This window comes from Enterobacter sp. CGMCC 5087, assembly GCF_003144775.1.
In the GTDB taxonomy this organism is placed as follows: Bacteria; Pseudomonadota; Gammaproteobacteria; order Enterobacterales; family Enterobacteriaceae; genus Enterobacter; species Enterobacter cloacae_M.
In genome coordinates this window covers 1-20,350 of record NZ_QFXN01000215.1, presented here as the reverse complement: position 1 = coordinate 20,350, position 20,350 = coordinate 1, and the positions used below count along the sequence as shown (strand labels likewise).

General features: G+C 56.0%; 17 protein-coding genes. 10 read left to right on the top strand and 7 right to left on the bottom strand.

Annotated elements, in window-relative coordinates:
- Both DEO48_RS17780 and DEO48_RS17775 read left to right on the top strand, forming a co-directional pair.
- A partial coding sequence (locus DEO48_RS17780; protein WP_146198298.1) for a MipA/OmpV family protein occupies window positions 1–414 on the top strand: 414 nt, incomplete at its 5' end.
- A gap of 383 nt (window positions 415–797) precedes the next feature.
- Window positions 798–1,253: a 4Fe-4S dicluster domain-containing protein gene (locus DEO48_RS17775; RefSeq protein ID WP_109845863.1), complete on the top strand. Its 456-nt coding sequence runs from the start codon at window positions 798–800 to the stop codon at window positions 1,251–1,253.
- 4 nt (window positions 1,254–1,257) lie between these two features.
- On the opposite strand, the gene avtA is transcribed toward DEO48_RS17775, so the two are convergent.
- On the bottom strand, window positions 1,258–2,514 hold the full coding sequence (gene avtA / locus DEO48_RS17770; protein WP_109845862.1) for a valine--pyruvate transaminase: 1,257 nt from the start codon (window positions 2,512–2,514) through the stop codon (window positions 1,258–1,260).
- A gap of 238 nt (window positions 2,515–2,752) precedes the next feature.
- A complete protein-coding gene (locus DEO48_RS17765) occupies window positions 2,753–4,783 on the bottom strand; it encodes an alpha-amylase (RefSeq protein WP_109845861.1) in 2,031 nt (676 codons plus the stop codon).
- Window positions 4,784–5,097: 314 nt separating this feature from the next.
- Here DEO48_RS17765 and DEO48_RS17760 point away from each other — a divergent pair, with 314 nt between their 5' ends.
- Window positions 5,098–5,922, top strand: coding sequence for a protein bax (locus tag DEO48_RS17760; RefSeq protein WP_032661838.1), 825 nt, complete (start codon window positions 5,098–5,100; stop codon window positions 5,920–5,922).
- A gap of 39 nt (window positions 5,923–5,961) precedes the next feature.
- Here DEO48_RS17760 and xylR read toward each other — a convergent pair whose 3' ends face one another.
- From xylR to xylF, 4 genes are all read right to left on the bottom strand, one after another.
- Window positions 5,962–7,140, bottom strand: a complete 1,179-nt coding sequence (xylR, locus tag DEO48_RS17755) for a D-xylose utilization transcriptional activator XylR (RefSeq protein WP_109845860.1) — start codon at window positions 7,138–7,140, stop codon at window positions 5,962–5,964.
- Window positions 7,141–7,173: 33 nt separating this feature from the next.
- On the bottom strand, window positions 7,174–8,355 hold the full coding sequence (gene xylH, locus DEO48_RS17750) for a xylose ABC transporter permease XylH (RefSeq protein ID WP_039261156.1): 1,182 nt from the start codon (window positions 8,353–8,355) through the stop codon (window positions 7,174–7,176).
- Window positions 8,333–9,874, bottom strand: a complete 1,542-nt coding sequence (locus tag DEO48_RS17745; protein ID WP_109845859.1) for a xylose ABC transporter ATP-binding protein — start codon at window positions 9,872–9,874, stop codon at window positions 8,333–8,335. Before DEO48_RS17745 ends, xylH begins: the two co-directional genes overlap by 23 nt.
- Before the next feature lie 72 nt (window positions 9,875–9,946).
- The gene (gene xylF, locus DEO48_RS17740) at window positions 9,947–10,939 is read right to left on the bottom strand and encodes a D-xylose ABC transporter substrate-binding protein (protein WP_023309938.1); all 993 of its coding nucleotides are present in this window, start codon (window positions 10,937–10,939) and stop codon (window positions 9,947–9,949) included.
- A 371-nt stretch (window positions 10,940–11,310) separates the two neighbouring features.
- Here xylF and xylA point away from each other — a divergent pair, with 371 nt between their 5' ends.
- The 4 genes from xylA to DEO48_RS17715 all read left to right on the top strand — a co-directional run bounded on the left by xylA (window position 11,311) and on the right by DEO48_RS17715 (window position 15,723).
- Window positions 11,311–12,633, top strand: coding sequence for a xylose isomerase (gene xylA, locus DEO48_RS17730; protein WP_109845864.1), 1,323 nt, complete (start codon window positions 11,311–11,313; stop codon window positions 12,631–12,633).
- A gap of 72 nt (window positions 12,634–12,705) precedes the next feature.
- Window positions 12,706–14,160 (top strand): xylulokinase, encoded by a 1,455-nt coding sequence (xylB, locus tag DEO48_RS17725; protein ID WP_109845858.1) that lies wholly within the window; start codon window positions 12,706–12,708, stop codon window positions 14,158–14,160.
- 103 nt (window positions 14,161–14,263) lie between these two features.
- Entirely contained in the window at window positions 14,264–14,803 is a 540-nt protein-coding gene (locus DEO48_RS17720; RefSeq protein ID WP_023309941.1) for an isochorismatase family protein, read from the top strand.
- A complete protein-coding gene (locus DEO48_RS17715) occupies window positions 14,803–15,723 on the top strand; it encodes a GlxA family transcriptional regulator (protein ID WP_109845857.1) in 921 nt (306 codons plus the stop codon). Before DEO48_RS17720 ends, DEO48_RS17715 begins: the two co-directional genes overlap by 1 nt.
- Here the strand turns inward: DEO48_RS17715 and DEO48_RS17710 are convergent.
- Entirely contained in the window at window positions 15,716–16,711 is a 996-nt protein-coding gene (locus tag DEO48_RS17710) for an acyltransferase (RefSeq protein WP_109845856.1), read from the bottom strand. The genes DEO48_RS17715 and DEO48_RS17710 overlap by 8 nt on opposite strands.
- Before the next feature lie 183 nt (window positions 16,712–16,894).
- Here DEO48_RS17710 and DEO48_RS17705 point away from each other — a divergent pair, with 183 nt between their 5' ends.
- From DEO48_RS17705 to glyS, 3 genes are all read left to right on the top strand, one after another.
- Entirely contained in the window at window positions 16,895–17,200 is a 306-nt protein-coding gene (locus tag DEO48_RS17705; protein ID WP_109845855.1) for a YsaB family lipoprotein, read from the top strand.
- Window positions 17,201–17,361: 161 nt separating this feature from the next.
- The gene (gene glyQ / locus DEO48_RS17700; RefSeq protein ID WP_003860141.1) at window positions 17,362–18,273 is read left to right on the top strand and encodes a glycine--tRNA ligase subunit alpha; all 912 of its coding nucleotides are present in this window, start codon (window positions 17,362–17,364) and stop codon (window positions 18,271–18,273) included.
- 9 nt (window positions 18,274–18,282) lie between these two features.
- Window positions 18,283–20,350 (top strand): glycine--tRNA ligase subunit beta (gene glyS / locus DEO48_RS17695; RefSeq protein WP_109845854.1); only part of this gene is annotated, 2,068 nt, incomplete at its 3' end.

Sequence of the window (20,350 nt, the reverse complement as noted above, 5' to 3'; positions counted from 1 at the left end):
GGCGGCGCGTACTACCGCCACGAAAGCTGGGGTTCTCTGAAAGTGGCGGTCTCTGGTGATGCCACGGATGAAAGCGGCGGTATGATCGGCGAGGTTTCTTACTTCCGTCCAATCAGGATGGAACGCCTGACCCTGACGCCCTCTGTCGGTATTTTCTATAGCGACGAAAGCTATAACGACTACTACTACGGCGTATCCGGCAACGAGTCTCGCCGCTCAGGTCTGGATGAATACACCGCCGGTGACAGCTGGACGCCATACGTTGGCCTGGCGGCCAAATATCAGTTAACCCAGAAGCTGTATCTCAACGCCAGCGCGGTCTACACCGTATTGCCTGACGACGTGAAGAACAGCCCGATGATCGACCGCGACGACAGCTTCGCGCTGATGACCGGCCTGACCTGGCGTTTCTGATGCGTTAAAGCCGGGTGGCGGCTTCGTCTTACCCGGCCTACATGGACTGCCATCGCAGTTTTACGTAGGCCCGAGCAAGCGAAGCGCCGCCGGGCATATTTGAGAGTACCGATCTCCCGTTTTCCCTTCCCGTCATGGCTTCCTCATTAATATTCCTGATACGCTAATGCGATCTGCGCCATCAATAAAGGTGTGCATCATGTGTATCATTCTTAAAGAAAATTAAACCGGGCACTCTCGCCTGTATTTGACGACGGGTGGGAATTAAGCACGGATATCAGGAGTCGTTATGTTTTATACGGCTTACATTCATTCTGATTCCGACGGTAGCGCCAGCGGCTATCTCAAAAGAACTGGATTTTAACGTGCGCGAGGCGTAACAGATGAACCGATTTATCGTGGCGGATGCGGAAAAATGCATTGGGTGCCGCACCTGCGAAGTGGCCTGCGCGGTGTCGCATCAGGACGCCGTCTCCGCTCATGCCTTTACGCCCCGCCTTCGGGTGGTTAAGGGGGACGACTACACAACGGCAGTGGGCTGCCATCAGTGCGAGGATGCGCCGTGTGCTAACGTCTGTCCAACCCATGCTATCAGCCGTACGGCGGGAGTCTGGCTCGTTGAGCAGACGCACTGCATTGGGTGCAAAAGCTGTATGGTGGCGTGTCCGTTCGGGGCGATGCAGGTGCGCCTGGAGGGAAATAGGGCGCAGGCGCTGAAATGTGATTTATGCCTGCATCGCGAAGGCGGACCGGCCTGCGTGGAGGCCTGTCCAACCCACGCGTTGCGATGCGTTGATCCTGCCAGACTACGCGCCGAACGGCTGCATAATCTGGCGTAAGAACTTACTGACCGTCTTCGCGCCAGGCTTTTTCAATTTCTTCGGCGAGAATTTTAACACCCGCTTCGATTTTTTCCGGATCGGGCACGTAGTTCATGCGCATGCACTGGTGAGTATGCGGCCACGGCTTATCCAGCCCCGGGAAGAAATAATCGCCCGGTACCATCAGCACGCCGCGCTTTTTCAGGCGCTGGTAGAGCAGTTCGGTGGTGATAGGCAAATCCTTAAACCACAGCCACAGGAAAATCGCCCCTTCAGGTTTATGGATCAGGCAGCGTTCTTCCGGCAAGTAGCGGCGAAGTATCGCAATCGTCTCCTGTACGCGCTGGTAATAGAATGGCTTGATCACGTCATTTGACAGACGCAGCAGGTCATTGCGCTTAATCATTTCGCACATCATCGCCGGGCCAATGCCCCCCGGTGAAAGGCTGATAATGCCGTTCATATTGGTAATGGCGGTGATGATTTTCTCGTTGGCGATGATGATGCCGCAGCGGCTGCCCGGCAGACCCAGCTTAGAGAGGCTCATGCACAGGACAATGTTCGGGTTCCACAGCGGACGTGCTTCGCTGAAGATAATGCCCGGGAACGGCACGCCGTAGGCGTTATCGATCACCAGCGGAATGCCGTGCTGATTCGCCAGCGCATCCAGCTTCATCAGTTCGTCGTCGGTGATCACGTTGCCCGTTGGGTTAGTCGGGCGCGATACGCAGATCATGCCCGTCTCTTCACCAATATGCAGGTGTTCAAAATCGACGTGATATTTGAACTGTCCTTCCGGCAGCAGCTCAATATTCGGGCGCGCGGAGACGAACAGATCCTCTTCCAGACCGGAATCGGCGTAGCCGATATACTCTGGCGCCAGCGGGAACAGCACTTTTTTGGTGGTGCCGTCGGCGCGACGTCCTGCGAACAGGTTAAACAAGTAGAAAAACGCGCTCTGGCTGCCGTTTGTCAGTGCAATATTCTGTGGTTCGATATCCCAGCCCAGCTCGTCACGCAGCATTTCGGCGAGGAATGCCAGCAGTTCGGTTTTCCCCTGCGGGCCGTCGTAATTGCAAAGCGCATCGGTTGCTTTGCCGCTTTCCAGCATCTGAGCGAGCAGCGTCTGGAAATAGGTATTCATCTCCGGAATTTGAGCCGGGTTTCCGCCGCCGAGCATGATTGCGCCCGGTGTGCGCAGCCCGTCGTTGAGGTCCTCCATCAGGCGAGTAATGCCTGAATGGCGGGTAAATTTGTCGCCGAAAAGTGAAAACGTCATAGCAGGTGATCTGTCGAGCTTATTTTGAAAGTGGGTAACCATAACGCTAGCACCGTGCTGGTGCAAATCGGGTGACGTGGTCGGATTTGTTGTTTTATATGGCAGAGTGGGATTTATACAGTGAATAGTTCTGGTGAATTTTCCCTCACCCCGCCCCTCTTCCAGGAGGGAGAAGGGGAAAAGACGGCGCCGTGCGGTTCCCTCTCCCCTGCGGGGAGAGGGTTAGGGTGGGGGAGAATTATTGATTACCTGCCCATACCACCATCACCTTATCGCCCTTGTGCTCGCGCACGAAGCCATATCCCTCTTTCAGCGATAATGTGGTTTGCTTGCCTTCACCGATCGCCGGATGGCGGGCGCGGAACTGACCCAGCGTTTGCCAGTGGGCGACGGTTAGGGCCTGCTTGCCCGTAACGTCCTGCCAGTTCATATCTGATCGGGTGCCCTGTAATGGGTCAGAACCTGTCGGCCCGAACGGACGCTCGGATTCATCCCCGTAATAGATTTGTACGCTGCCCGGTGCTAACAGAAGCAGCTCCGCAGCTCGCTGGCCCCCTTCGCGGAACAGACGCGTATCGTGTGATGAGAGATAGCTCAGCACGTTGAAGCTTTGCAGCTTTTCCGCCATCTGCTGCCAGGTGAGATCCATATCGGCCAGACAATCCACCGCTTTTGCCGCCTGCTCCTGATAATCAAAGTTAATCATCGCATCAAAACCGTGGCGGTAATAATCGCTTTGCATCACCCCGTGGCCCCAGGATTCCCCGGTCATCCAGAACGGTGCGTTGTCGAGCTTTTTGTCCGGGTTCGTCCCTTTCCAGGCGGCCAGCGCCTGGCTTGCCTGGTCTTTCAGCTGTTGCCAGGCCGCAAGCTCAACGTGTTTCGCCGTATCCACCCGGAAACCGTCGATGCCGTAGTCACGTACCCACTGGCTCAGCCAGTGGGTCAGATAATCGCGCGGGGTATATCCGGGGATGGCCTTCGCGTGGGTGTCGGGCTTGTGTTGGTAAAAGTTAGGCAATCCGGAAGGCGTCGTGGATTCCGTTTTCAGATCCGGCAGAAATGCCAGCGACATGGTCAAATCGTCGAAGCCAGGGTTGTCGTAATCGCCGATGTCCGTGCGGATCCATTTCTTGCCCCACCATTTTTCCCATGCGGCTTTGTCGCTAAAGTTGATGTAGTCGTTAAAGCTGTGCCAGCTTTGGCCCGCGCCCGGCTTCCAGTCCGTCCAGCGTTCTCCCAGCGTCTTTTTCAGCTCATCACCCTGAAGGTACAGGGCACCAAACTGAAATTCCTGCATGTCTGCCAGCGTGGCATAGCCAACGTGGTTCATAACGATATCAAACAGAACGCGGATCCCGCGCTTGTGCGCTTCGTCGACAAGATGGCGTAAATCATCTTCGGTTCCCATGTTGGCGTCGAGCTTCGTCCAGTCCTGGGTGTAGTAGCCGTGATAGGCGTAATGCGGGAAATCCCCTTTTGTGCCACCGCCTACCCAGCCGTGGATCTGCTCAAGCGGAGAGCTTATCCAGAGTGCGTTTACCCCCAGCTGCTGTAAATAATCGAGCTTGCCGGCAAGTCCTTTGAGATCCCCGCCGTGGAAGGTGCCAATCTCCTGCATACCGTCTTTATGGCGCCCGTAGCTGTTGTCGTTGCCCGGGTCACCATTCACATAACGGTCGGTCAGCACAAAATAGACGGTGGCGTTTTGCCAGCTAAACGGCGCAGGCTTATCGGTTTCCGCGCGCTCAAGCAGCAGCAGGCCGTTACTGTTGGCGGCTGGCTGCAGGGTGATTTTTCCATTCTGCACCGTCGCCGTCTGTTTACTGTAGTAGTCGCGCACCACGGAGCCTTCCGGGAAGGTACTGCTGACGTCCAGCGTCAGCGGTTTGCCGTCCCACTTCGGACACTGGCGAATGACGTTTGCAACCGGCTGTTCTGAGGCACTCTGAACCGCCAGCAGCAGGGTGGGCGTGCCGGAGCGGGTATCAATCCGCATCTGGTAGTCACCGTCGCGGAAAAGGCGCCACTGCGGCGGCGTGCCGTCACAGGGTTTGAGCGACAGCATCTCATTGAGTTTTATCGCATCCGCAGGCTGCCAGCACGTCTTGTCAAAACTCAGCGTCAGAGGACGCGTACCCTTCGCAAGCTTTGCCTGGCTGGTGAAGACACCGGTGCCTTCGACGCTAAATGCGTTAAACCCCGGCGATGACCAGTTGGCATGCGCCAGTGCGGGTAAAATCAGAAAGGCTAATGCGGTACGTTTCATTCCTTTTTCCTGTCGCGGCATTTTTGACCAGTGTGCCATCAGGCGGGGTGCTGAAACTCATCCCCTGTCGCTTTCTGCCAGGAGGATGCGTGAGGATGAGTGATCTCGCGCAAAATTAGGCAGTTATCTGCGATAGCGCACACAGTTTTTGTGGAATGATGTTTTTATGAGCAAGTTTCAGGTGACATAGTTTCGGAATTGGACTATTTCTATACGTGCTCTTGAAGTCTATTTTTGATATGATTTGAGATTCCGCTCTCAAATTTGTGAAAAAAATAAGGTGTTGGGATGATTACATCCGACCAGGAGACCTAATGATATCGACTCCCATTCGACGATATGGGGCTGCGATACTCATGTTACTCACCACGGCATTTTCGGGTGAGGTGCTTGCGAAGACGCACACGGATACAACGAGTAAGAAAGCCCACGTAATAAAGACGACAAGTAGTAAGGTTAGCAGTAAACAAGAGTATTCTCGCAATAGTGCAAAGAGTAGTTCACTTCCTGATTTGCGAAAATACCCTTCCGGAACACCAAGGAAAAAAGCGTTTCTCCGGACGGTAATGCCTTACATCACGAGTCAAAATGCCGCGATTACTGCGGATCGTAACTGGCTGATTTCCAAACAGTACGATAGCCGCTGGTCGCCGTCAGAGCGCGCGCGTCTGAAAGATATCACGAAGCGCTACAAGCTGAGCTGGAACGGTAACACCCGTCGTGTGCCGTGGAATGCTCTCCTTGAGCGTGTAGATATCATCCCGGGCAGCATGGTTGCTACCATGGCTGCTGCCGAAAGCGGCTGGGGTACTTCTAAGCTTGCGCGTAGCAACAACAACCTTTTCGGCATGAAATGTGTGAAAGGTCGTTGTAATAATGCCCCTGGCAAGGTGAAAGGCTATTCGCAGTTTGAATCTGTGAAAGATTCCGTCAGCGCCTATGTGGTGAATCTGAACACGCACCCGGCCTACTCATCGTTCCGTAAATCACGCGCTCAGCTGCGTAAAGCGGACCAGGAAGTGACGGCCAGTACGATGATCCACAAGCTGAAAGGTTATTCGACAAAGGGACAGAGCTATAACAACTATCTGTTCGCCATGTACCAGGATAACCAGCGCTTAATCGCCGCCCATATGTAATCTCAAAAAAACGCCTTCCACTGGAAGGCGTTTTCTTTTCTATGTCAGCACCTCGCTGTGGCGATCCCGATACTCCTTCGGCGTGGTGTCATACTCTTTGCGGAACACCGAATAGAAGTATTGCAGAGATGGGTAACCGCACATCTGCGAGATTTCGTTGATCGACAGCGACGTGGAGATGAGCAGGCTGCGTGCTTTCTCCAGCTTTTCCGCATGGATGACGGCATGAATGGTTTCGCCCACCTCTTCTTTAAAGCGCTTCTCCAGATTCGAACGCGAAATGCCCACCGAATCCAGCACCTGATCGACCTTAATCCCTTTACAGGCGTGGTTGCGAATATAGTGCATGGCCTGAATGACGGCCGGATCGCTCAAGGAGCGATAATCGGTTGAGCGGCGTTCTACGACGCGAACAGGAGGCACCAGCAGGCGCTGAAGCGGCAGGGACTCTTTATCCAGCAGACGATGCAGCAGCTTCGCCGCCTGATAGCCCATCTGACGCGTGCCCTGAGCAACGGAGGAGAGCGCCACGCGAGACAGATAGCGGGTCAGTTCTTCGTTATCGATGCCAATCACGCACAGCTTTTCGGGCACCGGAATGTGTAAGTGTTCGCAGACCTGCAGCACGTGCCGCGCGCGCGCGTCCGTCACGGCAATAATGCCGGTTTGCGGCGGCAGCGTTTGCAGCCAGTCAGCGAGGCGGTTTTGCGCGTGCTGCCAGTTTTCCGGGGCGGTTTCCAGCCCCTGATAGACCACGCCGCGATACTTCTCCTGCGCGACCAGCTGGCAAAACGCGTGTTCACGCTCAACGGCCCAGCGCTTGCCGCTGGTGGCCGGTAACCCATAAAACGCGAAGCGATGGACGCCTTTCTCTTTTAAATGGAGAAAGGCGGCCTCGACCAGGGCATGGTTATCGGTGGCAATATAGTGGACCGGCGGATAGTGTTCGGGCGCATGATAGGAGCCGCCGACGCCCACAATCGGGACGTCGACGTCGGTCAACAGCTGTTCGATGACGGGATCGTCATAGTCGGCGATGACGCCATCGCCCAGCCAGTCTTTGATGTTCTCCAGACGGGTGCGAAAATCTTCTTCAATAAAAATATCCCATTCGGATTGCGACGCCTGCAAATATTCACCCACGCCTTCCACCACCTGACGGTCATAGGCTTTATTGGCATTGAATAACAACGTAATGCGGTGACGCTTTTCAAACATGGCTCACTTCCCAATTAAGTCACAATAAGGTTATCAGGCCCGTCGCTTGGTGGCCGAGTCCATCCAGACTGCCAGTAAAAGAATCGCCCCCTTGACGATATACTGCCAAAACGTCGGGACGTCCATCATACTCATCCCGTTATCCAACGACGCCATGATAAATGCGCCCATGACCGCGCCCGCCACGCTCCCGATACCCCCTGCGAGGCTGGTGCCGCCAATGACGCAGGCGGCGATAGCATCCAGCTCGGCGATGTTACCGGCGGAGGGAGAACCGGCGCCCAGACGCGAGCTGAGGATCAGCCCGGCGATAGCGACCATCAGGCCGTTAATGGCGAAGACCGCCAGCTTGGTACGTTCGACATTGATACCCGAGAGGCGGGCAGCTTCAAGGTTGCCGCCTATGGCATAAATACGGCGGCCAAACGCGGTGCGCGTCGCCATAAACATACCGGCCAGCAGTAAAAGCGCCAGCAGCAGGACGGGTGTCGGGACACCGCGATAGTCGTTTAAAAGCCAGATGGCGCCCAGCACAATGACCGCCGTGAGCGCCTGACGCCCCACCACCGAGGTTGACGCCGGAGAAGCCAGCCCCAGCGCCTGACGACGCATGCGTCCACGCCACTGCCACGCGACAAACCCCAACAACCCCACCACACCGAGGGTAAAGCCCACGCTATCTGAGAGGTAACTCTGGCCAATCTGCGACATGGCTGCACTGGTCGGGGAGACGGTGGTGCCATTAGTGATGCCAATTAAGATCCCGCGAAAGGCCAGCATCCCCGCCAGGGTGACAATGAACGACGGCACTTTACGGTAGGCTACCCACCAGCCGTTCCAGGCACCCAGAACCAGACCCAGCACCAGCGTGACCGCCACAGTCAGCGGCAGCGGCCACCCGAGCCAGACGTCAAAAATCGCCGCCACGCCGCCGAGGAGCCCCATCATCGAACCGACTGACAGATCGATCTCCGCGGAGATAATCACGAACACCATGCCCACGGCCAGAATGCCGGTAATGGCGGTCTGGCGGAGCAGGTTGGAGACGTTACGCGCGCTTAAGTACGAGCCATCGGTCATCCAGGTAAAGAACAGCATGATGACGATAATGGCCGCGATCATCACGAAAACCTGCAGGTTAAGCGCTTTTAGCCCCGCGAATGCACCGGGCGTCGGAACAGCGACTTTGATATCAGACGGATTGCTTTTCGACATGACGTTCGCTCCTTAAAGCGGCTTCCATCACCTGCTCCTGCGTCAGGTTCTGGTTAATCAGGTTGGCTTTCAGTTTTCCCTCGTGCATGACCAGCACGCGGTCGCTCAGGCCGAGCACTTCGGGTAACTCAGACGAAATGACAATGACGGCAATCCCTTGCTGTACAAGCTGATTAATCAGTTTGTAGATTTCATATTTGGCACCGATATCAATCCCGCGCGTCGGCTCATCAAGGATTAATATGCGTGGATTGAGAAGCAGGCAGCGCGCCAGAATCGCCTTCTGCTGGTTTCCCCCGCTCAGGCGGCCAATCGCCAGTTCCGGCGAGGAGGTTTTGACCTTCAGCCGGGCAAGCGACTGGAGGATGCACTGCTGCTCGGCGGCGTCGTCTAGGCTGCTCAGCGCGCCGGAGAACCGATCGAGTGCCGCAAGCGTAATGTTTTTACCCACAGCCATCACCGGTACGATGCCGTCTTTCTTACGATCTTCCGGCACCATGGCAATGCCGTGGGCAATCGCCTGCTGGCAGTTATCGATTTTCACCGGCTGACTGTCGATATAAATCGTGCCCTCCCAGCGCCCCGGCCACACGCCAAAGAGACACTGTACGGCCTCCGTGCGCCCGGCGCCGACTAACCCGGCAATACCAAGAATTTCGCCGCTGTGCAGAGAAAACGAGACGTTATTGACGCGCCTGATATGGCGGTTAACGGGGTGCCACGCGGTCAGGTTTTCCACGCGCAGCACTTCATCACCTTTGGTGTGAGGCTCATTCGGGTAGAGCGCCGTAAGCTCGCGCCCTACCATCATGGTGATGATGTCATCTTCGCTCATCCCGGCGGCTTCACGCGTGCCGATGTGCTGCCCGTCGCGGATCACGCAGATGGTATCCGAAATGGCTTTAACCTCGTTCAGCTTGTGTGAAATGTAGATGCAGGCGATGCCGTGGTTTTGCAGATCGCGGATGATGTTGAGCAGAACCGCGGTTTCCTGTTCGGTAAGTGAGGCCGTGGGCTCATCAAGGATCAGCAGCCTGACCTGTTTATTTAGCGCCTTCGCTATTTCGACCAGCTGCTGTTGCCCGAGGCCCAGATCCGCCACGCGGGTATCCGGTGAAATGTTGAGGCTCACCTGCGCCAGCAGCTTTTCGCAGCGGAGCGTCATGGTGTCGTAATCCAGCACGCCGCGGTGGGAAATTTCGGCCCCGAGGAAAATGTTCTCCAGCACGGTGAGATGCTTCACCAGCGCCAGCTCCTGGTGGATGATGGCGATGCCTTTGCGTTCGGTATCGCGGATGTGTGTCGCCTGAATCACTTCGCCGGCAAAGATGATTTCGCCTTCGTAGCTGCCGTGTGGGTAGATCCCGCACAGCACTTTCATCAGCGTCGACTTGCCCGAGCCGTTCTCGCCGCACAGTGAAACCACTTCGCCGGGGTTCAACCGGAGGCTAACGTTATCGACGGCTTTCACCGTGCCGAAGCGCTTGGTGATGCTTTTCATTTCAAGTAAATAGGGCATAACCGCTCCACATAACCCGAGGGAAGAACAGTACAACGTGATGCGCCCCCGCAGAGCAGGGGCCGCGCCGGATTACAGTTCGCTCTTCTTGTGGAAACCGTCTTTAACCACGGTGGCGTCAATGTTCTCTTTATTGACTTCAATCGGCGTGAGCAGGCGAGCTGGAACGTCTTTCAGGCCGTTATTCAGCGTTGCATCTGCTTTAGGTTGTTTGCCATTGCCCAGCTCCACGGCGATTTCCGCCGCCGTATTGGCCAACTGGGTAATCGGTTTGTAGACCGTCATGGTTTGGGTGCCTGCGATAATGCGTTTTACGCCAGCCAGATCGGCATCCTGTCCTGAAATGGCGACTTTTCCGGCCAGCCCCTGCGCGCTCAGGGCCTGGATAGCGCCGCCTGCAGTGGCATCGTTGGAGGCCACAACCGCATCAATTTTGTTGTTGTTGGCCGTCAGCGCGTTTTCCATAATTTTCAGCGCGTTTTCTGGCAGCCAGCCGTCGGCCCACTGATCGCCAACCACTTTAATTTTCCCGTTATCGATGTACGGCTTAAGGACTTTCATTTGCCCTTCGCGGAACAGTTTGGCGTTGTTATCTACCGGAGAGCCGCCCATCAGAAAATAATTGCCCTGAGGCACTTTGTCGATCAGGCTTTGCGCCTGTAATTCCCCGACTTTTTCATTGTCGAATGAAATATAATAATCAATATCCGCATTATTAATCATGCGGTCATAGGCCAGGACTTTTATGCCTTCCTGTTTGGCTTCTTTCACCACGTTACTTAATACCTGGCCGTTATAGGGGATAATGACCAGAACATCGACGCCACGGTTGATCATATTCTCGATCTGCGACATTTGTGTTTCTTCATTGCCATTAGCCGACTGAACAAACACGCTGGCGCCGAGGGATTCTGCTTTCTTCACAAAAATATCGCGATCTTTTTGCCAGCGCTCCAGGCGGAGGTCGTCAATCGCCATACCAATTTTGACCTCTTTGGCATGTCCTGCAAAGCTTGCAAGGAGGAGCGTAGCGCAGAGCGTTAGAGTCAGGTTCTTTATCTTCATAATTATTAGGCCTTTTTGTAGGGGTATGTGTTGCTGAGATAAAAGAAACATTCACTGCTGAGACGCAGCAAATTTTTAACGCGGAAAGGCGGGCTGGCAATTACAGATTTTTATCTTCTCATTATGATATTTGGTTTATTTCTGAATTTATGACCGCGATCGGATTTTAAAATACGTAACGTCTTAATTACATTTGATTCTGGAATACGCGCCGAAAAATAGTTTGTCTGCGCATTATTTTGCGAGCCAGCGCACAGTTGTGCATTCTCTCAATAGCAGTGTGAAATAACGTAATTGAGCAACCCAAAATGTCTATTCACTATTACTCCTGTATCAACGACTCGCCGCATACCCTGATTATGGAGCTCAATATGCAAGCTTATTTCGACCAACTCGATCGTGTTCGTTACGAAGGCCCAAAAACGACCAATCCTTTAGCATTTCGTCACTACAACCCGGATGAGCTGGTGCTGGGTAAGCGCATGGAAGATCATCTGCGCTTTGCCGCCTGTTACTGGCATACCTTCTGCTGGAACGGCGCCGATATGTTCGGCGTGGGTTCCTTTGACCGCCCGTGGCAGCAGCCGGGTGAGGCCATTGAGCTGGCAAAGCGCAAAGCCGATGTCGCATTTGAGTTCTTCCACAAGCTAAACGTGCCGTACTACTGCTTCCATGACGTGGACGTGTCGCCGGAAGGGGCGTCGCTGAAAGAGTATCTGAACAATTTTGCGCAGATGGTGGATGTACTGGCGGCGAAACAGCAGCAAAGCGGCGTGAAGCTGCTCTGGGGCACGGCAAACTGCTTCACCAACCCACGCTACGGCGCGGGCGCGGCAACCAATCCGGATCCGGAAGTGTTTAGCTGGGCAGCCACGCAGGTGGTGACGGCAATGAACGCTACGCATCAGCTGGGTGGCGAGAACTATGTCCTGTGGGGTGGCCGTGAAGGTTATGAAACGCTGCTGAACACCGACCTGCGTCAGGAGCGCGAGCAGATTGGCCGCTTTATGCAGATGGTTGTCGACCATAAGCACAAAATCGGCTTCCGCGGCACGCTGCTGATCGAGCCGAAACCGCAGGAACCGACCAAGCACCAGTATGACTACGACGTGGCGACGGTGTATGGCTTCCTGAAGCAGTTCGGTCTGGAAAAAGAGATTAAAGTGAACATTGAAGCCAACCACGCCACGCTGGCGGGCCACTCTTTCCATCACGAGATCGCGTCTGCCATTGCGCTGGGCATTTTCGGCTCTGTCGATGCGAACCGCGGCGATGCACAGCTGGGCTGGGACACCGATCAGTTCCCGAACAGCGTGGAAGAGAATGCCCTGGTGATGTACGAGATCGTCAAAGCGGGCGGTTTCACCACCGGCGGCCTGAATTTTGACGCCAAGGTACGTCGTCAGAGCACCGACAAATACGATCTGTTCTACGGCCACATTGGCGCGATGGACACCATGGCGCTGGCGCTGAAAGTGGCCGCGCGCATGATTGAAGACGGCGAACTGGATAAGCGCGTGGCGAAGCGTTACAGCGGCTGGAACAGTGAGCTGGGCCAGCAAATCTTGAAAGGTCAGTTATCGCTGGCGGAAATTGCGAAGTACGCTGAACAACATCAGCTGGCACCGCAGCACCAGAGCGGGCACCAGGAACTGCTGGAAAATCTCGTAAACCACTATCTGTTTGATAAGTGATTGAGCTGAAGATGCATGTAGGCCCGGTAAGCGTTAACGCCACCGGGCATTTCTGTTAAAGGAGTCACTGTAATGTATATCGGGATCGATCTTGGCACATCGGGTGTGAAAGCTATCCTGTTGAGCGAGCAGGGCGACGTGTTAGCAACGCAGACGGAAACGCTGCAGGTTTCACGTCCGCATTCGCTGTGGTCGGAACAGGATCCGGAACAGTGGTGGCAGGCGACGGATCGCGCAATCAAAGCCTTAGGTGAGCAGCACAGCCTGCGCGACGTGAAAGCGCTGGGGATTGCCGGACAAATGCACGGCGCTACGCTGCTCGATAGCCAGCATCGTGTGTTGCGTCCTGCGATCCTCTGGAACGATGGCCGCTGTGCGGAAGAGTGTGCGCTTCTTGAGGAACGCGTACCCAATTCCCGCGAGATTACCGGTAACCTGATGATGCCCGGCTTTACTGCGCCCAAATTGCTGTGGGTGCAGCGCCATGAACCGGAGATTTTCCAGCAGGTGGCGAAAGTCCTGCTGCCGAAAGACTATCTGCGTTTTCGCATGACGGGCGATTTCGCCAGCGACATGTCCGATGCCGCGGGCACCATGTGGCTCGACGTGGCGAAGCGCGACTGGAGCGAGGCGATGCTGGATGCCTGCCATCTGACCCGGGAACATATGCCCGCGCTGTACGAAGGCTGTGAGGTGACAGGCGCACTGCTGCCAGCTGTTGCTGAGCGCTGGAATATGCCTGCCGTACCGGTGGTGGCCGGGGGCGGCGATAACGCGGCGGGCGCTGTCGGTGTCGGCATGGTTGAGGCGGGCCAGGCGATGCTGTCACTGGGAACGTCTGGCGTCTATTTTGCCGTCAGCGACGGGTATCGCAGTAATCCTGAAAGCGCTGTGCACAGTTTCTGTCATGCCCTTCCAGGGAAATGGCATTTGATGTCGGTGATGCTCAGCGCAGCGTCCTGCCTGGACTGGGCGGCAAAACTCACCGGCATGGCCGACGTTCCGGCGCTCATTTCCGCAGCCCAGCAGGCGGATGACGCTGCGGGTACCGTCTGGTTTTTACCGTATCTTTCCGGCGAGCGTACGCCGCACAACAACCCGGAAGCGAAAGGGGTGTTCTTTGGCTTAACCCATCAGCATGGCCCGGCAGAGCTGGCGCGTGCGGTTCTCGAAGGCGTGGGCTATGCGCTGGCCGACGGGATGGACGTGGTGCACGACTGCGGCCTGGAACCGACGAGCGTCACCCTGATTGGCGGCGGTGCGCGAAGCCCTTACTGGCGACAGATGCTGTCGGATATCAGCGGGTTGCAGCTGGATTTCCGCACCGGTGGCGATGTCGGCCCCGCGCTCGGCGCCGCGCGTCTGGCGCAGATTGCTATGAACCCGGAAAAACCACTTTCACAACTGCTGCCTCAGCTTACCCTTGAACAGGCGCATTTCCCTGACGCGGCAAACCATGCGCGGTACGCGGAAAGGCGCGCGGTATTCCGTAAAATCTACCAGCAGCTGCTGCCTCTGATGTCGTAAATACGCTTGTCCGGGAGAGGCACGAGGATGTCCTTTTTTGGTCTGTGCGTGCCTTCATTTCCTTGCCAGTATGGTGCCACACCCACTGGCGAGGAGATTTATCATGTCACGCATCGCATTAATAAACATCGATACTCAGCAGTCCTTCCATCACCGCAATTACTGGCAGGAGGACGAAATTCCTGCCTTTCAGCAGGCGATGCTGGGGCTGATTGAAGGCTGCCAGGCGCGCAATATTCCGGTCGTTGATATTTTTCACGTGGATGAAGACGGTCCTTTCACTCTGGAAAGCGGCTATGTCAAACCGATGGCCTTTTTGCGTCATCAGCCGGATGTGGTTTTCCAGAAACACGTCCATAATGCCTTCACGGATACCGGGCTTGACCGCTGGCTGCGCGAGCGTGATATCAACAGTGTGATTATCTGCGGAATTCGTACTGAGCAATGCTGTGAAACCACCGCCCGGGTGGCTTCCGATCTGGGTTATGCTGTGACCTTTGTTAGTGAGGCAACGCTGACGTTTCCCATGACGTACAAGGGGATAACCCTTAGCGCAGCGGAAATTCGCCATCGTACCGAGACGGTACTGTCCGGGCGTTTTGCCGAGATTAAAACGGTAGCGGAGACGCTGGAGTCCCTGTAATGAGCATCGACGTCTGGTTCGTGATGTTGCCCGGGGTGCTGTCATTAGACATGACCGGCCCGGCAGAGACCTTTGTGCTGGCTGGCGACGCGTTTCGCCCGCATTACATTGGCCCGCAATCTGAGGTTCCGACGTCCATTGGCCTGACGATGAGCGGCATTCAGCCGCTGCCGGAGCGTCTCACGGAAGGCAGCCTGCTGGTGCTGCCGGGTGTGAGCGACTCCCGCAGTCAGTTCTCAACGCCACAGGCGCAGCAGATCCAGCACTGGCTGATGTGCCTGCAGCCGCAGATCCAGCGCCAGGAAATCACCGTGATGTGCGTCTGTTCAGGGGCCTTGCTGGCGGCGAAATCGGGCCTGTTGAACAACCGGCAGTGCACGACCCATCATGACGTTATTAGCCGTTTACGCACCGCGGCCCCCACGGCGACGATTAAAGAAAACCGCATCTTTGTGCAGGATGAGAACATCTGGACCAGCGCGGGGATCACGTCTGGCATCGATCTGGCGCTGCACATGATTAACCGCCTGTGCGGCCCTGAAAAGGCGCTGGCCGTGGCGCGCGAAATGGTGGTCTGGTTCCGCCGTTCCGGTGACGATCCCCAGCTATCCCCGTGGCTGCGCTACCGCAATCATCTTCATCCGGCGATCCATCGGGCGCAGGATGCGCTCACCGCCGAGCCGCAAAAAGCGTGGAGCTTGCCTGACATTGCTGCACTGGCGCACGTCAGCCCGCGTCATCTCACCCGGCTTTTCCAGTCACATTTAGGGATTAGCGTTCGCGATTATCTGGAACAGCTGCGTCTGGCGGTGGCGGAGCAGTGGCTACTGCAGGGGCGCGGCGTGGAGCAGGCTTCACTGGCGGCGGGGTTTTCCTCCCCGCGCCAGTACCATCGCGCCCGGCAGCGAAGCATTAGCTGACGAAGCGGCGAACGTCTATTTTTTGCAGCAGCATCGACAGCAGCAGGCTGATCGCCAGCGTGGCGGCAAAAATCCAGACGATATCCAGCACCGGCCAGCTTTTTAGCTCAACGCCTCTCGTGCGCAGCGCGTGGATCACCAGCGCGTGAAAACCGTAAATCCCGAGAGAGTGGCGCGAGATAAGACTGAGTACGGGCAGGGCGCGCGCGTTCAGGGTATTTTTGGCGAGCGTGAGCAGCGAAACGGCACAGATAAAGACCATCGGCCCGCAATACAAATACCAGGTATCGGCAAAATTGCCGCGCCACTGCAGCTCGTACAGCGTCCCGCGCGAAATCACCGCCACGCCAGCGATAAACAGCGCCCCGCAGAGCCAGTTCAGACCGCGTTTTTGCGTGTCCATCATCCCGATGGCGCGCCCCAGCATGCCGTAAAGCACGTAGTAAAAAGTATCGCCGTTGATATAGAGATTGACCGGCAGCCACTCAAATCCGTCGATTTTCTGTGAGAGCGTATTCGGGTTGGCAACAATGCCAATCACCACCATCAGGGCTAAAAGCATTTTTCCGCTGACGTGTTTTACCTGGATGAGCGGGGACACCAGATAGATAACGATAATGGCGAAGAAGAACCACAGGTGGTAGAACACCGGTTTTTGCAGCACGTATTTCAGCGATAGCCCGGCGTTAATGGAGGTGAACAGCGTGATATAGAGCAGGGCAACGGCGCTGTAGAACCCCAGACAGGCCGCGATGCGGATGAAGTGCCGCGGCTGCGCGCTACGCTCGCCAAAAAAGAGAAAGCCGGAAATCATAAAGAACAGCGGCACGCTGACGCGTGACGCAGAGTTGAGAATATTGGCGATATCCCAGTTAACGGGGCTGATGCTGTGGGCATTCGTGACGTACCAGGTCGTCGTGTGGATCATGACCACCATCAGACACGCTATTCCTCGCAGGTTATCAATCCAGTTAATTTTTGACTGCATCAGTTCCTCGTATTCCCTGTAAATTGAGTGTGACTGCCATTGTCCAAAAGTCTTCGCTTGGAAAATTCTGAGTTTTATTCAGCAGGCTTGTAGGGAGGCCGCGAGATTCGCAGAATGCCGGACCTTAATCTATAAAAGCTTTGATACTAAAAATAACAGCCACTGACCAGGGCGGTAATAAAAATGATGATGAAGCGTGTGGCGTCACTCTTTCTGCTGGTGATCCTGGCGGGATGCAGCGCGTCGCAAGAAGCACCTGTGCAAAAAGCGCAGCAGGGTAAAATGAGCCCGGAACGTTCGTTGAATATGGAGTCTCTCTGCAAGGACAAGGCCGCCCGCCGCTATAACTCGGACATTCAGAAAATTAACGTCATCGGATTCGAGCGCTTTCAGGGCAGCTATGAACTAAGAGGATATACGGCGCGTAAAGAGGGCTTTGTCTGCTCGTTTGATGCGGATGGTCAGTTTTTACACCTCTCCATGCGCTAGCCTGCTCGTATAATCAACAGCCAGACGCCGTCAGCGTTCTGGCCGGAAGGCTTATTTCCCCAATTTTCCCTAAACAACCCCGTTTCGTACTGTATATCTTGCAGCCAGCGGGTATACTGGTCCCTTCCATTTAAAACCACACGTATCCAGCACGAAATACTATGCAAAAGTTTGATACCAAGACCTTCCAGGGCCTGATCCTGACCTTACAGGATTACTGGGCTCGTCAGGGCTGTACCATTGTTCAACCTTTGGACATGGAAGTCGGCGCCGGCACTTCACACCCGATGACCAGCCTGCGCGCGTTGGGGCCAGAGCCAATGGCGACCGCGTATGTGCAGCCTTCCCGTCGTCCGACCGATGGTCGTTACGGTGAAAACCCGAACCGTCTGCAGCATTACTATCAGTTCCAGGTGGTGATTAAGCCATCACCCGACAACATTCAGGAACTGTACCTCGGGTCGCTGAAAGAGCTGGGTATGGATCCAACCATTCACGACATCCGTTTCGTGGAAGATAACTGGGAAAACCCAACGCTGGGTGCCTGGGGTCTGGGTTGGGAAGTGTGGCTGAACGGCATGGAAGTGACTCAGTTCACTTACTTCCAGCAGGTTGGCGGTCTGGAATGTAAGCCAATCACCGGTGAAATCACCTACGGTCTGGAACGTCTGGCGATGTACATTCAGGGCGTAGACAGCGTTTACGACCTGGTCTGGAGCGACGGCCCGCTGGGTAAAACCACCTACGGCGACGTGTTCCATCAGAACGAAGTGGAGCAATCCACCTATAACTTCGAATACGCGGACGTGGACTTCCTGTTCACCTGCTTCGAGCAGTACGAGAAAGAAGCGCAGCAGCTGCTGGCGCTGGAGACTCCGCTGCCTCTGCCTGCCTACGAGCGTATTCTGAAGGCCGCCCACAGCTTCAACCTGCTGGACGCCCGCAAAGCCATCTCCGTGACTGAACGTCAGCGCTACATTCTGCGTATTCGTACCCTGACCAAAGCCGTTGCAGAAGCTTACTACGCGTCCCGTGAAGCCCTTGGCTTCCCGATGTGCAACCGAAACAAATAAGAGGCGGCCATGTCTGAGAAAACTTTCCTGGTGGAAATCGGCACCGAAGAGCTGCCACCAAAAGCCCTGCGCAGCCTGGCTGAATCTTTCGCTGCGAACGTGACCGCTGAGCTGGATAACGCTGGCCTGGCACACGGTAAAATTGAGTGGTTTGCCGCACCTCGCCGTCTGGCGCTGAAAGTGGCAAATCTGGCGGCGTCTCAGCCGGATCGCGAAGTCGAAAAACGTGGCCCGGCGATTGCCCAGGCGTTTGACGCGGAAGGCAAGCCGAGCAAAGCGGCTGAAGGCTGGGCGCGCGGCTGCGGCATCACCGTTGATCAGGCCGAACGTCTGACCACGGATAAAGGCGAGTGGCTGCTGTACCGTGCGCACGTGAAAGGCGAAAGCGCGGAAGCGCTGCTGCCGGATATGATTGCCACGTCTCTGGCAAAGCTGCCGATTCCTAAGCTGATGCGCTGGGGCGCGTCCGACGTGCACTTCGTGCGTCCGGTTCACACCGTGACCCTGCTGCTGGGCGATACCGTTATCCCGGCGACCATTCTGGGCGTGGCGTCCGATCGGGTGATCCGCGGCCACCGCTTTATGGGCGAGCCAGAGTTCACCATCGACAATGCCGACCAGTATCCGCAGATCCTGCTGGAGCGCGGTAAGGTCATTGCCGACTACGAACAGCGTAAAGCCAAAATCAAAGCGGACGCTGAAGAAGCGGCGCGCCAGATTGGCGGTAACGCCGACCTGAGCGAAAGCCTGCTGGAAGAAGTGACCTCTCTGGTTGAATGGCCGGTTGTGCTGACCGCGAAGTTCGAAGAGAAATTCCTGGCCGTTCCGGCTGAAGCGCTGGTGTACACCATGAAGGGTGACCAGAAGTACTTCCCGGTCTATGCCAACGACGGCAAGCTGCTGCCAAACTTCATCTTCGTGGCAAACATTGAATCGAAAGATCCTATCCAGATTATCTCCGGTAACGAGAAAGTCGTTCGTCCGCGTCTGGCGGATGCAGAGTTCTTCTTCAACACCGACCGTAAAAAGCGTCTGGAAGATAACCTGCCGCGCCTGCAGACCGTGCTGTTCCAACAGCAGTTGGGCACGCTGCGCGACAAGACCGACCGCATTGCGGAGCTGTCCGGCTGGATTGCCCGTGAAATCGGTGCAGACGTCAACCACGCGACGCGTGCAGGCCTGCTGTCCAAGTGCGACCTGATGACCAACATGGTGTTCGAATTCACCGACACCCAGGGCGTGATGGGTATGCACTACGCGCGTCACGATGGCGAAGCGGAAGACGTAGCCGTTGCCCTGAATGAGCAGTATCAGCCGCGCTTTGCGGGTGACGAGCTGCCGTCCAACCCGGTTGCATGTGCCGTCGCAATTGCCGATAAGATGGACACCCTGGCGGGTATCTTCGGTATCGGCCAGCATCCGAAAGGCGATAAAGACCCGTTTGCGCTGCGTCGTGCCGCGCTGGGCGTGCTGCGTATCATCGTTGAGAAGAACCTGAACCTCGATCTGCAGACCCTGACCGAAGAAGCGGTGCGTCTGTACGGCAACAAGCTGACCAACGCGAACGTTGTGGATGATGTGATCGACTTTATGCTCGGTCGTTTCCGCGCGTGGTATCAGGACGAAGGTTACACCGTTGACACCATTCAGGCGGTGCTGGCGCGTCGTCCGACCCGTCCGGCTGATTTCGATGCGCGTATGAAGGCGGTTTCCCACTTCCGTACCCTGGAAGCGGCATCTGCCCTGGCCGCGGCCAACAAGCGTGTATCCAACATTCTGGCGAAATCCGACGAGACGCTGAACGAGCGCGTGAACGCCGCAACCCTGAAAGAGCCGGAAGAGATCGCTCTGGCGATGCAGGTTGTGGTGCTGCGCGACAAGCTCGAGCCGTACTTCACGGAAGGTCGCTACCAGGAAGCGCTGGTGGAGCTGGCCGAGCTGCGTGACGTGATCGACGCCTTCTTCGAGAAAGTGATGGTGAACGTAGAAGATAAAGAGCTGCGTATTAACCGTCTCTCTATGCTCGATAAACTGCGCGAGCTGTTCCTGCGCGTGGCGGATATTTCGCTGCTGCAGT

Bases quoted from the DNA above. Each gene is read 5' to 3' on its own strand.
- avtA (WP_109845862.1), bottom strand. From the start codon at position 2,514: ATGACGTTTTCACTTTTCGGCGACAAATTTACCCGCCATTCAGGCATT.
- DEO48_RS17720 (WP_023309941.1), top strand. From the start codon at position 14,264: ATGTCACGCATCGCATTAATAAACATCGATACTCAGCAGTCCTTCCAT.
- DEO48_RS17710 (WP_109845856.1), bottom strand. From the start codon at position 16,711: ATGCAGTCAAAAATTAACTGGATTGATAACCTGCGAGGAATAGCGTGT.
- xylF (WP_023309938.1), bottom strand. From the start codon at position 10,939: ATGAAGATAAAGAACCTGACTCTAACGCTCTGCGCTACGCTCCTCCTT.
- xylH (WP_039261156.1), bottom strand. From the start codon at position 8,355: ATGTCGAAAAGCAATCCGTCTGATATCAAAGTCGCTGTTCCGACGCCC.
- xylR (WP_109845860.1), bottom strand. From the start codon at position 7,140: ATGTTTGAAAAGCGTCACCGCATTACGTTGTTATTCAATGCCAATAAA.
- DEO48_RS17705 (WP_109845855.1), top strand. From the start codon at position 16,895: ATGATGATGAAGCGTGTGGCGTCACTCTTTCTGCTGGTGATCCTGGCG.
- xylB (WP_109845858.1), top strand. From the start codon at position 12,706: ATGTATATCGGGATCGATCTTGGCACATCGGGTGTGAAAGCTATCCTG.
- glyQ (WP_003860141.1), top strand. From the start codon at position 17,362: ATGCAAAAGTTTGATACCAAGACCTTCCAGGGCCTGATCCTGACCTTA.
- DEO48_RS17715 (WP_109845857.1), top strand. From the start codon at position 14,803: ATGAGCATCGACGTCTGGTTCGTGATGTTGCCCGGGGTGCTGTCATTA.
- DEO48_RS17745 (WP_109845859.1), bottom strand. From the start codon at position 9,874: ATGCCCTATTTACTTGAAATGAAAAGCATCACCAAGCGCTTCGGCACG.
- xylA (WP_109845864.1), top strand. From the start codon at position 11,311: ATGCAAGCTTATTTCGACCAACTCGATCGTGTTCGTTACGAAGGCCCA.
- DEO48_RS17775 (WP_109845863.1), top strand. From the start codon at position 798: ATGAACCGATTTATCGTGGCGGATGCGGAAAAATGCATTGGGTGCCGC.
- DEO48_RS17760 (WP_032661838.1), top strand. From the start codon at position 5,098: ATGATATCGACTCCCATTCGACGATATGGGGCTGCGATACTCATGTTA.
- DEO48_RS17765 (WP_109845861.1), bottom strand. From the start codon at position 4,783: ATGAAACGTACCGCATTAGCCTTTCTGATTTTACCCGCACTGGCGCAT.